Below are 14,695 nucleotides of genomic sequence, written 5' to 3' on the forward strand. Positions count from 1 at the left end.
GGGCGGTCGGGCGCCGGGTGACCGCCGAGCCCGGCGGGAGCGGTGGCTGAGACGTGATCGCCGGCATCTGACAGGATTCCGGCATGACGGAATACCTCCTCATCGCTCTCGCCCTGCTCGGTCTGCTGATCCTCGGCGGCATCGGGCTGGTCGTGCCGCGGCTGCGCCGACGGCCGCAGCCGCCGCTGCCGCGTACGGAGGTCGACACCCGGGCGGAGGAGGACCTCGCCGGCCCGCCGGTGCAGGCGCCGGAGGCCGACCTGTCCACGGGTGTCCTGGTCGAGCCACCGGTCGAGGCGCCGGCACCGACCGTCGAGGTGCCCGAGCCGACCGCCGGCCGGCTGGTGCGGCTGCGCTCCCGGCTGTCGCGGTCGCAGAACGTGTTCGGCAAGGGCCTGCTCGGCCTGCTCAGCCGGGACCGGCTCGACGAGGACGTCTGGGAGGAGATCGAGGACAGCCTGATCACCGCCGACGTCGGTGTCGACGCCACCCGGGACATCGTCGACCGGCTGCGGGAGCGCACCCGGGTGCTGGGTACCCGCTCGGTCGCCGAGCTGCGCACCCTGCTCGCCACCGAGCTGGTCAACGCGCTCGACCCGGGACTGGACCGGTCGTTGCACACCGCCCCGAAGGAGGGCGTGCCGGCGGTGCTGCTCGTGGTCGGGGTCAACGGCGCGGGCAAGACCACCACCTGCGGCAAGATCGCCAGGGTGCTCATCGCCGACGGCCGCAGTGTGCTGCTCGGCGCCGCCGACACCTTCCGGGCCGCCGCCGCCGACCAGCTGCAGACCTGGGCCGGGCGGGTCGGGGCCGAGACCGTCCGCGGTCCGGAGGGCGCCGACCCGGCCAGCGTCGCCTTCGACGCGGTCAAGCGGGGCATCGAGACCGGCGTGGACACGGTCCTCGTCGACACCGCCGGGCGGTTGCAGAACAAGATCGGCCTGATGGACGAGCTGGGCAAGGTCAAGCGGGTGGTGGAGAAGCACGGCCCGATCGACGAGACACTGCTGGTACTCGACGCCACCACCGGCCAGAACGGGTTGGAGCAGGCGCGCGTCTTCACCGAGGTGGTGAACGTCACCGGGGTGGTGCTGACCAAGCTCGACGGCACCGCCAAGGGCGGCATCGTCATCGCCGTGCAGCGCAAGCTCGGCATCCCGGTGAAGCTGGTCGGCCTCGGCGAGGGCCCCGACGACCTGGCACCGTTCGACCCGGCACAGTTCGTCGACGCGTTGCTGGGTACCGAACCCACCGGCCAGACCGCGTAACCTCGGGTGTCCAGAGACGATCGCGCGTACGCGGGCTGGCGCGACCCGAGCCACCCGTCGCAGCGCCTCGGGAGACCGTACGTGACCTCGCAGGAGATCCCGCTGCACGGCGGGAACGTGAGCACCGTGGTGCGGGTCGGTGACACGGTGCGGCGCAACGCCGGCCCGTGGACCCCGTCGGTGCACGCCCTGCTGCGTCACCTGGAGTACGTCGGGTTCACCGGCGCGCCCCGTGCCCTCGGCATGGACGAGCGCAACCGGGAGGTGCTGTCGTACCTGGAGGGGGAGTGCGGGGAGTACCCGCTGGCCCCGCACTGGGTCACCGACGAGGCCCTGGTCACCGTCGCCACCATGCTGCGGATGTTCCACGACGCCCAGTACGGCTTCGTGCCGCCACCGCAGGCGGTGTGGCGCTCGTTCGGCCCGCCGCCACCGGACACCGAGGTCATCTGCCACCACGACGCGGCCCCGCACAACGTGATCTGGCGGCCGGACGGCACCCTCGGGCTGATCGACTTCGACCTCGCCTCGCCCGGTGCCCGGATCTACGACGTGGCGTACGCGGCCTGGACGTGGGTGCCGATCTTCTCCGACCGGGACTCGATCACCCTCGGCTGGAAGCGTCCGGACCGGCCACGTCGGCTGCGGCTGTTCGCTGACGCCTACGGGCTCATTCCGCGCGACCGCCACCGGCTGATCCGGACCATCCGCAAACGGATCGTGGACCACGTGGAGGGCATCCGCCGGATGGCCGCGGCCGGGGAGCCGGCCTTCGTCCGGATCGTGCACAAGGGCCACCTGCGCCGGCCGATGCGGGATCTGCGGTTGCTCGACTACGAGCGACACGCCCTGGAGCACGCCCTCCGCTGAGCGGTCCTCGCGACGGTCGGTCGCTGGGCCGACGGGGGGATAGACCGGCACCAAACGGCCGATCCACCCCCGTCGAAGCGCCGAGGTGTGCGACTTTCTTCACACGTCCGAAACAAGCCGTCACGGTTCGGAAACCGGCCGGGGACCCTGGGTGAAACAGCGGACCACCAGGCTTCCGCGCAACCGGCGTACGGGCGATGCTGCGCGGTGCCGGGAGGGAGGGAGAAAACAACCCGAGAGGAGGCAGCGTGCCGGAGCTAGATTCTGGTGCCACCGCCTGGATTTTGACTTCAGCCGCGCTGGTGTTGCTCATGACGCCCGGCCTGGCGCTGTTCTACGGGGGCATGACCCGGTCCAAGTCCGTGCTCAACATGATGATGATGAGCTTCGGCGCGATCGGCCTGGTCAGCCTTTTGTGGGTGTTCTACGGCTACAGCATCGCGTTCGGTGAGGACGTCGGCGGGATCACCGGTGATCTCTCCGCTGCCGGTCTGCGCGGCATGCTGGAGAGCGGGACCGAGGGTGGCATCCCCGACCTGCTGTTCGCCGGTTTCCAGCTGATGTTCGCGGTGATCACTGTCGCGCTGATCAGTGGCGCGATCGCCGACCGGGCCCGGTTCGGCCCGTGGCTGCTCTTCGCCGGCCTGTGGGCCACCCTGGTCTACTTCCCGGTGGCGCACTGGGTGTGGGGCGGTGGCTGGATCTTCGAGTTGGGCGTGCTCGACTTCGCCGGTGGCACCGCGGTGCACATCAACGCCGGTGCCGCGGCCCTCGCCCTGGCGCTGGTGCTCGGCCGCCGGGTCGGCTGGCCGAAGGACAGCTTCAAGCCGCACAACCTGCCGATGGTGCTGCTCGGTGCCGGCCTGCTGTGGTTCGGCTGGTTCGGCTTCAACGCCGGCTCGGCGCTGGCCGCCAACGGCACCGCCGCGATCGCCTTCATCAACACCCAGGTCGCCACCGCCGCCGCGGTGCTCGGCTGGCTGCTGGTGGAGAAGATCCGGGACGGCAAGCCGACCACCCTCGGTGCGGCGTCCGGTGCCATCGCCGGTCTGGTCGCCATCACCCCGGCCTGTGCCTTCCTGGAGCCGCTCGGCGCCATCGCGCTGGGTGTCATCGCCGGTGTCGTCTGCGCGCTGGCCGTCGGCCTCAAGTACCGCCTCAAGTACGACGACTCGCTCGACGTGGTCGCCGTGCACATGATCGGCGGCATCATCGGGTCGCTGCTCATCGGCTTCCTGGCGATGGAGGTGCTGGCGGGTGAGGGCAACGACGGTCTGCTCTACGGCGGCGGTGTCACGCTGCTCGGCAAGCAGGCACTCGGTTCGGCCGCCGTGCTGGTGTACTCGTTCGTGGTCGCGTACCTCATCGGCTTCGTGATCGACAAGACCATCGGCTTCCGCGCCAGCGCCGAGGCCGAGGTCGACGGCATCGACAACGCCGAGCACGCGGAGAGCGCGTACGAGTTCAGCTCCACGGGTGGTGGCGGTGGCGCGTTCGCCGCCGCGGGCATCGGTACCTCGGCGGCGCCGAAGACCGAGCCCACCGAACCGGTAAGCGAAAAGGTCGCCGGCTAACGTTCTGCGAATGGAGGGGTTGGACATGAAGCTGGTGACCGCGGTCATCAAGCCGCACCAGTTGGACGCCGTCAAGGAGGCCCTGCACACGCTGGGCGTGGCCGGTCTGACGGTGAGCGAGGTCCAGGGCTACGGGCGGCAGAAGGGCCACACCGAGGTCTACCGGGGCGCCGAGTACACCGTCGAGTTCCTGCCCAAGATCCGGGTGGAGGTGCTGACCGACGAGATCGACGTCGAGAAGATCGTCGACGCCGTCGTGTCGGCGGCCCGGACGGGCAAGATCGGTGACGGCAAGGTCTGGGTGACCGCCGTCGAGGAGGTCGTTCGGGTCCGTACCGGCGAGCGCGGCCTGGACGCACTGTAGGGCGCTGATCGATGACCTCGTTGACCAGCAGGACAGCCTCGGAACCCCCCGGTAGCGCTGACCTCCTGGTCAACGAGGTCGTCGGCGTACCGGCCGGGGTCGGCGCGACGGCGCGCCGAGCCCGGGCCGACGCGTACGACGCCTGGCTGGCCCGGCTGCTGCCGGACCGGTCGGGCGTCGCGCTGCTCGCGGTCGGCGGGCTGGGCCGGCGGCAGTGCGCCCCCTACGGCGACCTCGACCTGGTGCTGGTGCACGCCGGGGTGCCCGGCATCGACGAACTTGCCGCCGCCCTCTGGTACCCGATCTGGGACGCCGGGCTGCGGCTCGACCACTCCGTCCGGACCGTCGCCGAGGCGCTGTCGGTCGCCCAGGACGACGTCAAGGTGGCCCTCGGGCTGCTCGACGCCCGGCTCGTCGCCGGTGACCCGGACCTCGCGGACACGCTGGTGAGCAGCGCGACCGACCACTGGCGGCGTACCGCCGTCCGTCAGCTCGGGCCCCTGCGGGAAAGCACCGCCGCCCGCTGGCAGTCCCACGGCGAGCTGGCCCATCTGCTGGAGGGCGACCTGAAGGAGGCGGCCGGGGGGCTGCGTGACGTCGGCATCCTGCGGGCCATCGCCACCGCCGGGATCACCGACGCGCTACGACCCGCCGTGCACGCCGCACACCTGCGGCTGCTGGACACCCGGGACGCGCTGCACCAGCAGGTCGGCCGGCGCGTCGACCGGCTGCTCGCCCAGGAGCGCGACGGGGTGGCCGCCCTGCTCGGCCTGCGTCGCACACCGTCCGGCGTCGCCGAGGGCACCCCGCCGGGCACGGTGCCGCCACAGCCGGCCGGCACCGCACCGGAGCAGCGGTACGGCACGGCGTCACGTGCCGAGGACGGCGACGGCGACACCCTGCTGCGTCGGGTCGCCGGTGACGCCCGGACCGTCAGCCACGCCCTGGACGACGCGCTCCGCGCCGCGGACCGGCTGCGCTCCGGTCGCCGTCGGGGCGCCGACGGAAGGCCGCTGCGCCGCCCGGTGGCCCGGGACGTGGTCGAGCACGACGGCGAACTGGTGCTGGCCCGCACCGCGATCGGCGCCCGCCCGGACGCCAGCCTGTCGCTGCGGCTGGCCGCCGCCGCGGCGACCACCGGACTGCCGATCGCCCGCGCCACCTGCGAGTGGCTGGCCGCGTACTGCCCGCCGCTGCCCACGCCCTGGCCGGCGGAGGCCCGCGCCGCCCTGACCACGCTGCTCGGAGCCGGCACCGGCATGATCCCGGCCTGGGAGACCTGCGACCGGTACGGGCTGATCGACGGCTGGTTGCCGGAGTGGACCCGGCTGCGCAGCCTGCCCCAGCACAACCCGGTGCACCGGTTCACCCTGGATCGGCACCTGGTGCAGACGGCCGCCGAGGCCGGCCGGCACACCCGCGACGTGGATCGCCCCGACCTGCTGCTGCTCGGCGCGCTCCTGCACGACGTCGGCAAGGGGCTCCCCGGTGACCACAGCGTGGTGGGCGCGCCGATCGCCGAGGGGATCGCCACCCGGATCGGCCTGCCGGCCGCCGAGGCGGCGCTGATCGGCACGCTGGTCCGGTTGCACCTGGTGCTGCCCGAGGTGGCCACCCGGCGGGACCTGTCCGATCCGGTCACCATCGCCCGGGTGGCCGAGTCGGTCGGCGACGTCACCACCCTCGACCTGCTGTACGCGCTGGTACGCGCCGACGCCGCCGCCACCGGCCCGGCCGCCTGGTCGGACTGGAAGGGCCGACTGGTCGCCGAGCTGGTCGCCCGGGTACGCACCACCCTCGACACCGGCGACGTACCCGCCCCGCCCGCACCGGACCCGGCGCTGGTGGCCGGGCCGCTGCCGGTCGTACACCTGACCGGGGACCGGGTGTCGGTGGCCGCGGCCGATCGTCGGGGCCTGCTCGCGACGGTGGCCGGCTGCCTGGCCCTGCACCGGCTGGAAGTGCTCGCCGCCGACGCCGCCACGGTGGACGGGCGAGCCCTGGTGCAGTGCCGGGTGCAGCCGCGCTACGGCCTGGCCCCGGATCCGGTGGCGCTGAGCGCGGACCTGCGTCGCGCGGTACGCGGCGACGTGTCGGTGACCCAGCGGTTGCGCGGCCGGGCCCTGGCCGCACGGGGGGCCGGGGCCCAACCGCGGGTGGTCTGGCACCGCGACGCCGCCACCGACGCGGTACTGCTGGAACTGCGGGCCGCCGACGCCGCCGGCCTGCTCTACCGGGTCACCAGCGCGCTCGACGCGGCCGGCGCGCAGGTCCGGGCGGCCCGGATCGCCACCCTCGGCGGCGACGTGGTCGACGCCTTCTACCTGGTCGGCGGCTGGCCCCCGGAGGACGAACGGGCCCGCCTGGAGGCCGCCGTGCTCGCCGCCGTCTGAGCGACGCCCGAAGGATCTGTGGCAGTGAAGGCGTCGACCGGGCGGCGTGTCGGCGACGGCAACTGCCACAGACCTGCCCCAGCGGTGGGCTGCCCGGCCGGGAGCGGGGGTGTGGGTGGCGGGCTACCCTAGCGGTGGTCGGACAGCTCACCCGGCCTCGTTCGTGCTCATCGGAACACTGACAAACGGGATGTTCGCGTGTTTGACACCTTGAGTGACCGCCTTTCCGGGATCTTCACCAAGCTCCGCGGCAAGGGACGTCTCACCGACGCCGACATCGACGCCACCGCGCGCGAGATCCGCCTCGCGCTGCTGGAGGCGGACGTCGCGTTGCCAGTGGTCAAGGGCTTCATCGCGAACGTCAAGGAGCGGGCGCGCGGCGCCGAGGTCTCCCAGGCGCTCAACCCGGCCCAGCAGATCGTCAAGATCGTCAACGAGGAACTGATCGCCGTGCTGGGCGGCGAGGGACGGCGGCTCCAGTTCGCCAAGCAGCCGCCGACGGTGATCATGCTGGCTGGCCTCCAGGGCTCCGGCAAGACCACCCTCGCCGGCAAGCTGGCCCGCTGGCTCAAGGCCCAGGGCCACCAGCCGCTGCTGGTCGCCGCCGACCTGCAACGTCCCAACGCCGTCGGGCAGCTCCAGGTGCTCGGTGGCCGCGCCGGTGTCGAGGTGTACGCCCCCGAGCCCGGCAACGGCGTCGGCGACCCGGTGCAGGTGGCGAAGTCCTCGATCGAGCACGCTCGCCGGGCCGCCCGGGACGTCGTCATCGTCGACACCGCCGGCCGGCTCGGCATCGACGCGGAGATGATGCAGCAGGCCGCCGACATCCGGGACGCGGTCAACCCGGACGAGGTCGTCTTCGTCATCGACGCGATGGTCGGCCAGGACGCGGTCCGGACGGCCGAGGCGTTCCGGGACGGCGTCGGCATCACCGGCGTGGTTCTCTCCAAGCTCGACGGCGACGCCCGGGGTGGCGCCGCCCTGTCGGTCCGTGAGGTGACCGGGCAGCCGATCCTGTTCGCCTCCACCGGCGAGAAACTGGAGGACTTCGACGTCTTCCACCCCGACCGGATGGCCAGCCGGATCCTCGGCATGGGCGACGTTCTCACTCTGATCGAGCAGGCCGAGGCGGCCTTCGACACCGATCAGAAGGAGAAGATGACCGCCAAGCTGATGGGCGGCGAGCAGTTCACCCTGGAGGACTTCCTCGACCAGCTCATCGCGGTACGCCGGATGGGACCGATCGCCAACGTGCTGGCCATGATGCCGGGCATGGGGCAGGTCAAGGACCAGCTCGCCGAGCTGGACGACAAGCACTTCGACCGGATCACCGCGATCATCAGGTCGATGACCCCGGCCGAGCGCACCAACCCGAAGATCATCAACGGCTCCCGGCGGGCCCGGATCGCCAACGGCTCCGGCGTCACCGTGATGGACGTCAACCAGCTGCTCAACCGCTTCACCGACGCGCAGAAGATGATGAAGCAGATGGGCGGCATGATGGGCCTGCCCGGTGCCGGTCGGCGCAAGGCGACCAAGTCGCCGAAGAACAAGCGCAAGGGCACCAAGGGTGGCAACCGGCCGCGCAGCGGCGCCGGCACCCGGGGCGTGCAGGGTGGCTTCCCGGGCGGGATGCCGCAGTTGCCGCCGGGGATGAACCCCGACGACCTGGCCGCCGGTCAGGGTCTGCCGCCGGGCTTCAAGCTGCCGAAGATCGACTTCAACAAGTTCGGCAAGGACGGCAAGCCGCCCCGCTGAGCGTGTCGGTGACGGCGGGTGGTGTTGCCGGCTCCTAGGGTGATGTCGCCCCTGGGAGGAGGAGTCATGACCGTGCTGCCCATCCCACCTGAGCGCTCGGAGTGGACGGTCGACGACCTCGGCGAACTGCCGGAGGACCTTCCGTACGAACTGGTCAACGGAAGGTTGATCCTGCCAGCGCCGACCGCCCTGCATCAGGACCTCTGTGTCGAGCTGCTGCTCGCGCTGGACGACAACTGCCCACCCGACTACCTGGTCAGCATCGACCTGTCGATGCGGATCGACCGGCGCAACGAGCCCCGACCCGACGTGGTCGCCATCCGCCGGGAGCACGCGAACCGTTCGCCCGTCCCGGTGGAGGACGCGCTGCTCGCCGTCGAGGTCATCTCGCCCACCTCGACCTTCCGCGACCTGTACGACAAGGCCAAGGTCTACGCCCACGCGGGGGTCCGGTCGTACTGGGTGGTCGACCCGCTGCACGAGAAGATGACGTTGACCGAGTACGCGCTCAGCGCGTCCGGAGACTACGAGGTCACCACGCACACCGAGGACCTCTTCGTCAGCGAGCGGCCCTGGAAGGTGTCGGTGGACCTGCCCGCGCTGACCGTGCGGCGGGCCGGGCTTCTGGCGCGCGACGGGCAGTGATCGGGTAGGACTGTGCGCATGGCTCTGCATGTGCGCGGTGTGCTCCTGCCCGACGACGAGGTACGCGACCTGTGGCTGGTCGGCGACCGGGTCACCTTCGAACCGGTGCCCGGCGCGGAGACGGTCGCCGACGGCGGTTTCATCCTGCCCGGCCTGGTGGACGCGCACTGCCACATCGGCATCGCCCGGGGCGGCGCACCGATCACCTCGCTGGACCAGGCGCGTGCGCTGGCGCGGATCGACCGGGACGCCGGAGTCCTCGCCCTCCGGGACGCGGGCTCGCCCTTCCCGTACCCGGAACTTGACGACGAACCCGACCTGCCCCGGCTGGTCCGGGCCGGCCGGCACGTGGCACCGCCCAAGCGGTACCTGCGCGACATCGGTGTGGAGGTGGGTGCCGCCGAGGTGGCCGCGACCGTGACGGAGCAGGCCGCCGCCGGCAACGGCTGGGTGAAGCTGGTCGGGGACTGGATCGACCGGGGCGTCGGCGACCTGGCGCCGGCCTGGGACGCCGACACGATGACCGCAGCCGTGGCCGCCGCGCACGCCGCCGGGGTACGCGCCGCCGTGCACACCTTCAGCGAGTCGGCGGTGGAGATCATGGTGCGGGCCGGGGTGGACTCGGTCGAGCACGGCACCGGACTAAGCCTCGACCTGATCGACCTGATGGCCCGGCAGGGCACCGCGCTGGTTCCCACGATGATCAACATCCGTACCTTCGGCCACATCGCCGACCAGGCCCGGGCCAAGTTCCCCGGGTACGCCGAGCACATGCTCGCCCTGCGTGACCGCTTCCCGCAGGTGGTGCGGTCCGCGTACGAGGCTGGTGTGCCGATCTACGTCGGCACCGACGCCGGTGGCGGCATCGACCACGGCCTCGCCGTCGAGGAGATGCTCCTGCTGCACGAGCAGGCCGGCATGTCCACCCTGGACGTGCTCGCCGCCGCCTCCTGGGGAGCCCGCGCCTGGCTCGGCCTCCCCGGCCTCGTCGAAGGCGGCCTGGCCGACCTCGCCATCTACCCCCAGGACCCCCGCCAGGACCTCACCACCCTCCGCACCCCCACCCACCTGATGCTCCGCGGCCACCCCCTCCCCTGACCCCACCCCCGCCCGCCCGCCCGCCCGCCGCCCGCCCGCCTGCGGTGATCAAGAAGTTTGAGTCGGGTTCTGAGTGCCCAGGCGACACAAACTTCTTGATCATCGCGGCGGAGGGGTGGTGGGTTGGGCGAGGGCGGCGGGGACGGGCGCATAGGATGTGCGGTCATGGCGCGCGTGCTTACTCCCCGGGCAGAGGATTTTCCTCGCTGGTACCAGGATCTGATCGCCAAGGCGAAGCTGGCCGACAACGGGCCGGTGCGGGGCACCATGGTGATCCGACCGGCCGGTTATGCCATCTGGGAGCGGATGCAGGCCGAGATGGACGACCGGATCAAGGCCGCCGGGGCGGAGAACGCGTACTTCCCGCTGTTCATCCCGGAGAGCTACCTCAAGCGTGAGGCCGAGCACGTCGAGGGTTTCTCGCCGGAGCTGGCCGTGGTCACCCACGGTGGCGGCAAGCAGCTCGCCGAGCCGGTGGTGGTGCGGCCGACCAGCGAGACGGTCATCGGTGAGTTCATGGCCAAGTGGATCGACTCCTACCGGGACCTGCCGCTGCTGCTCAACCAGTGGGCCAACGTGGTCCGCTGGGAGCTGCGCCCCCGGGTGTTCCTGCGGACCAGCGAGTTCCTCTGGCAGGAGGGGCACACCGCGCACGCCACCCGCTCCGACGCCCGCGCCTACGCCCGCAAGATCCTGCACGAGGCGTACGAGGACCTGATGGTGAACGTGCTCGGCATCCCGGTGGTGGTCGGGCTCAAGACCGCCCGCGAGCGGTTCGCCGGGGCGACCGCCACCTACACCTGCGAAGGCATGATGGGCGACGGCAAGGCGCTCCAGTTGGGCACCAGCCACGAGTTGGGCCAGAACTTCGCCAAGGCGTTCGACATCAGCTACTCCTCGGCCGAAGGGGGCCGGGAGCACGCCTGGACGACCTCCTGGGGCACCTCGACCCGGATGCTCGGCGGCCTGATCATGTGCCACGGCGACGACAACGGGCTGCGGGTGCCGCCGAGGCTGGCGCCGACCCAGGCGTACGTCATGGTGGTCAAGGACGGTGACGGCGTCACCGAGGCGGCGGCCAAGCTGCGCGACGCTCTGCGGGACGCCGGTGTCCGGGTCGCGCTCGACGACCGCACCGACACCCCGTTCGGCCGGCGGGCCGTCGACGCCGAACTGCGCGGCTATCCGGTACGCGTCGAGGTCGGTCCCCGCGACCTGGCCGCCGGCAACGCGGTGGTGGTCCGGCGTACCGACGGCTCGAAGGCGCCCACGCCGGTGGCGGACGTGGTCGGTGCGGTGCTGGCCGCCCTCGACGCCGACCAGCGGGCGCTGCACGACCAGGCGCTCGCCTTCCGCGAGTCGCGCACGGTCGACGTGGCGACCCTCGACGAGGCGCTGGAGGCGGCGACCACCGGCTGGGCCCGCGTCCCGTGGTCGGAAGTCGGCGTCGACGGCGAGGCGAAGGCCAACGCCCAGGGCGTCACCGTCCGCTGCCTGACCCGCGCCGACGGCACCGTCCCCGACACCGAGACCGAACCCGACCTGATCGCCACCCTCGCCCGCGCCTACTAACCCCCACCCCCTCACCGGCCTTGTTGATCATGAGGTTGGCGGCATAGTTGATCTCTTGAGCTGCCGCTAACCTCATGATCAACGGTGCGGGTGGGGTGGGGGTAGGGTCGGGGTGTGTGGTTTGAGCGGGGTCGGGTGGTGGTGCACCGTAACGTGCGGCGGGGGCGGATCGGCTGGGTGCGGCCGGCCCGGGTGGTCAGCGACGACGAGCGGGGGCTGCTGCTCTGGGTCGCCGAGGGCACGCCGGTGGCGGCCGAGGTCAACGCGGCCGGGCTGGGCATGCGGGCGGTGCCCTTCCGGGAGTGGCTGACCCCGACCTACCGGCTGGCCCAGGGGCGCTGGACCGGTCCACCACTGTTGAAGTTCCTGCCCACGGGCGCGGCCCACTCGGTCTGGTGGTTCCGCGACGTGCGGGGCCGCTTCGCCGGCTGGTACGTCAACCTGGAGGAACCGGGGGTCCGGTGGGACGACGGCGGGCTGGCCGGCGTGGACATCGTCGACCAGGATCTCGACGTGTGGGTCCGGCCGGACCGCAGCTGGGAATGGAAGGACGAGGACGAGTTCGTCGAGCGACTGGCCTTCCCGGAGCACTACTGGGTGACCGACGAGGCGGCGGTGCGGGCCGAGGGCAAACGGGTGATCGCCCTGGCCGAGGCGGGGGTCTTTCCCTTCGACGGCACCTGGTGCGACTTCACCCCGCCGCCGCACTGGACCGCTCCCGACCGCCTGCCGGACGGCTGGGACCGGCCACCGGTGCGCTGACCGGCCGGGGGTGTCGTTCGTCACGCAGGGTCCGCCCCGGGTGACGTCTGCCGGTGCGGTGTGAGCGTTCCGGCGAGGATCTGGCAGAATGGCTGGCTGGTATCCGGCGCGTGTCCGGCGCCCTCTAACCCGGGCGCGTCGCCAGTCCACCCGAGCGGTCTCCGGCCCAACCCCACTGTGCCGGTTGGCGCTCACCCGTGCACACCGCCCGTACCGGGTCGGTGAGATCGCAACAGGAGCGAAACAACCGTGGCCGTAAAGATCCGGCTCCTGCGGATGGGCAAGATCCGCAACCCGCAGTACCGCATCGTCGTCGCCGACTCGCGCACCAAGCGCGACGGCCGAGCGATCGAGTTCGTCGGCATCTACCAGCCGAAGGAAGACCCTTCGGTCATCGAGGTCAAGTCGGAGCGGGTCCAGTACTGGCTGTCCGTCGGCGCCCAGCCCAGCGAGGCGGTGCAGCGGCTGCTGGAACTGACCGGTGACTGGCAGAAGTTCAAGGGCCTGCCGGCCCCGCCGCCGCTGAAGGTCGCGCCCGAGCGGGCCGACCGCAAGGCGGCCTACGAGGCCGAGGCGAAGGCCGCCGCCGGTGTGGCCGACACCCCGGCGAAGCCGGCGAAGAAGGCCGCCAAGGCCGCCGAGGCCCCGAAGGCCGAGGAAGCCCCGAAGGCCGAGGAGCAGCCCGCCACGGACACCGGCGAGCAGGCCTGACATGGCGCTGCGGCCGGCGTTGGAGCACCTGGTCAAGGGCATCGTCGACCACCCCGACGACGTGCGCGTCCGGATGGTCGACTCCCGGCGAGGGAAGCGGCTGGAGGTCCGGGTGCATCCCGAGGACCTGGGCACCGTGATCGGGCGGTCCGGCCGGACCGCCAAGGCGCTGCGCCAGGTGATCGGCTCCATCGGTGGGCGCGGGGTACGCGTCGACATCGTCGACTCGTACTGATGCAGCTCATCGTCGGCAGGATCGGTAAGCCGCACGGCATCCGCGGTGAGGTCACCGTGGAGGTGCGTACCGACGAGCCCGAGACGCGGTTCGCCCCCGGCATGGTGCTCGTCACCGTGCCGGGGGCGAACGCCGCCCAGCCCGCGCCGGACGGTCCCGGCGTGCCGTTCCGGACGCCAGACACGTTGACCGTCGAGTCCGCGCGTCGGCATCAGGGGCGGCTGCTCGTCGCCTTCGACGGGGTGCTGGACCGCGACGTCGCCGAGGCACTGCGGGGCACCCTGCTCGCGGTGGACAGCGCCGACGTCGACCCGCCGGAGGATCCGGAGGAGTTCCACGATCACCAGCTGGTCGGGCTGGCCGTGGTCACGCCGACCGGCGAGCGGTTGGGTGAGGTGGCCCGGATCGATCACGCTCCGGCCTCCGACCTGCTGGTGCTGCGGCGTCCCGAGGGGCGCACGGCGCTGATCCCGTTCGTCAAGGCGATCGTCTCCGAGGTCGATCTCGCCGGTGGCCGGGTCGTGGTGGACCCACCCGGCGGCCTGCTCGATCTCTAGCTGGCGGAGCAGCCTGATGCGCGTCGACATCGTGTCGATCTTCCCGGAGTACTTCGCCCCGCTGGACCTGTCGCTGATCGGCCGAGCGCGGGTCAACGGCACGCTGCGGCTGGCCGTACACGATCTGCGGAGCTGGACCCACGACGTGCACCGCACCGTCGACGACACCCCGTACGGCGGCGGACCCGGCATGGTGATGCGGCCGGAGCCGTGGGGCGAGGCGTTGGACGCCCTGGCACCGGCGGAGCTGGCCCCACCACGGCTGCTGGTGCCGTCGCCGGCCGGCGTGCCTTTCACCCAGGCCATGGCCCACGAGCTGGCGGCCGAGCCGCACCTGCTGTTCGCCTGCGGCCGGTACGAGGGCATCGACCAGCGGGTCCTCGACCACGCGGCGACGCGGATGCCGGTCACCGAGGTGAGCCTCGGTGACTATGTGCTCTTCGGCGGCGAGGTCGCGGTGCTGGTGATCCTGGAGGCGGTGACCCGGCTGCTGCCGGGGGTGCTCGGCAACGCCGGTTCGCTGACCGAGGAGTCCCACGCGCACGGGCTGCTGGAGGCGCCGATGTACACCAAGCCGGCGACCTGGCGCGGCCTGCCGGTGCCGGACGTGCTCCGCTCCGGCGACCACGGCCGGATCGCCCGCTGGCGGCGTGACGAGGCGCTGGTCCGCACCGGTCGCCGCCGGCCGGACATGCTCACCGGGCTGGATCCGCAGAGCCTGGATAAACGGGACGTGGCGGCACTGGATCGGGCCGGATTTCAGGTGCCCGGACCGGATGTGGCAAAGTAGGGGGGTTGCCGCAGACGTCCGCGCCCGTGGGCGGCTGCGAGGATCTCCGACCGGGGCCGGTTCGTCCGGCCACCACCCGGGGATCAGTATCACCCATC

At 72.0% G+C, this 14,695-nt stretch carries 14 protein-coding genes; all 14 read left to right on the plus strand.

Annotation, left to right across the window (positions count from 1 at the left end):
• Positions 1-83 precede the first annotated feature (83 nt).
• Entirely contained in the window at positions 84-1,268 is a 1,185-nt protein-coding gene (gene ftsY, locus O7597_RS18920) for a signal recognition particle-docking protein FtsY (protein WP_269739402.1), read from the plus strand.
• A gap of 6 nt (positions 1,269-1,274) precedes the next feature.
• On the plus strand, positions 1,275-2,138 hold the full coding sequence (locus tag O7597_RS18925; protein ID WP_281580297.1) for an aminoglycoside phosphotransferase family protein: 864 nt from the start codon (positions 1,275-1,277) through the stop codon (positions 2,136-2,138).
• Positions 2,139-2,335: 197 nt separating this feature from the next.
• Entirely contained in the window at positions 2,336-3,712 is a 1,377-nt protein-coding gene (locus O7597_RS18930) for an ammonium transporter (protein ID WP_164445717.1), read from the plus strand.
• 25 nt (positions 3,713-3,737) lie between these two features.
• Positions 3,738-4,076, plus strand: a complete 339-nt coding sequence (locus O7597_RS18935) for a P-II family nitrogen regulator (protein WP_166458079.1) — start codon at positions 3,738-3,740, stop codon at positions 4,074-4,076.
• A gap of 11 nt (positions 4,077-4,087) precedes the next feature.
• On the plus strand, positions 4,088-6,469 hold the full coding sequence (locus tag O7597_RS18940; protein ID WP_281580298.1) for a [protein-PII] uridylyltransferase: 2,382 nt from the start codon (positions 4,088-4,090) through the stop codon (positions 6,467-6,469).
• A gap of 198 nt (positions 6,470-6,667) precedes the next feature.
• Positions 6,668-8,227 carry a signal recognition particle protein gene (gene ffh, locus O7597_RS18945; protein WP_164445716.1) on the plus strand — a complete coding sequence of 520 codons (1,560 nt, stop codon included), beginning with the start codon at positions 6,668-6,670 and terminating at the stop codon, positions 8,225-8,227.
• Positions 8,228-8,293: 66 nt separating this feature from the next.
• A complete protein-coding gene (locus O7597_RS18950; protein WP_269739399.1) occupies positions 8,294-8,872 on the plus strand; it encodes a Uma2 family endonuclease in 579 nt (192 codons plus the stop codon).
• Positions 8,873-8,890: 18 nt separating this feature from the next.
• Positions 8,891-9,970 carry an amidohydrolase family protein gene (locus O7597_RS18955; protein WP_281580299.1) on the plus strand — a complete coding sequence of 360 codons (1,080 nt, stop codon included), beginning with the start codon at positions 8,891-8,893 and terminating at the stop codon, positions 9,968-9,970.
• 165 nt (positions 9,971-10,135) lie between these two features.
• Positions 10,136-11,542, plus strand: a complete 1,407-nt coding sequence (proS, locus tag O7597_RS18960) for a proline--tRNA ligase (protein ID WP_269739397.1) — start codon at positions 10,136-10,138, stop codon at positions 11,540-11,542.
• A gap of 114 nt (positions 11,543-11,656) precedes the next feature.
• Positions 11,657-12,304, plus strand: coding sequence for a DUF402 domain-containing protein (locus O7597_RS18965; RefSeq protein WP_269739396.1), 648 nt, complete (start codon positions 11,657-11,659; stop codon positions 12,302-12,304).
• 249 nt (positions 12,305-12,553) lie between these two features.
• Entirely contained in the window at positions 12,554-13,015 is a 462-nt protein-coding gene (gene rpsP / locus O7597_RS18970; protein ID WP_164445711.1) for a 30S ribosomal protein S16, read from the plus strand.
• 1 nt (position 13,016) lies between these two features.
• Complete coding sequence (locus tag O7597_RS18975) at positions 13,017-13,250, plus strand: RNA-binding protein (protein ID WP_013732101.1); 234 nt, start codon at positions 13,017-13,019, stop codon at positions 13,248-13,250.
• The gene (gene rimM / locus O7597_RS18980) at positions 13,250-13,807 is read left to right on the plus strand and encodes a ribosome maturation factor RimM (RefSeq protein ID WP_269739395.1); all 558 of its coding nucleotides are present in this window, start codon (positions 13,250-13,252) and stop codon (positions 13,805-13,807) included. Before O7597_RS18975 ends, rimM begins: the two co-directional genes overlap by 1 nt.
• A gap of 16 nt (positions 13,808-13,823) precedes the next feature.
• Positions 13,824-14,597: a tRNA (guanosine(37)-N1)-methyltransferase TrmD gene (gene trmD / locus O7597_RS18985; protein WP_281580300.1), complete on the plus strand. Its 774-nt coding sequence runs from the start codon at positions 13,824-13,826 to the stop codon at positions 14,595-14,597.
• Positions 14,598-14,695: the final 98 nt, after the last annotated feature.

This window comes from Verrucosispora sp. WMMC514, assembly GCF_027497295.1.
In the GTDB taxonomy this organism is placed as follows: Bacteria; Actinomycetota; Actinomycetes; order Mycobacteriales; family Micromonosporaceae; genus Micromonospora; species Micromonospora palythoicola.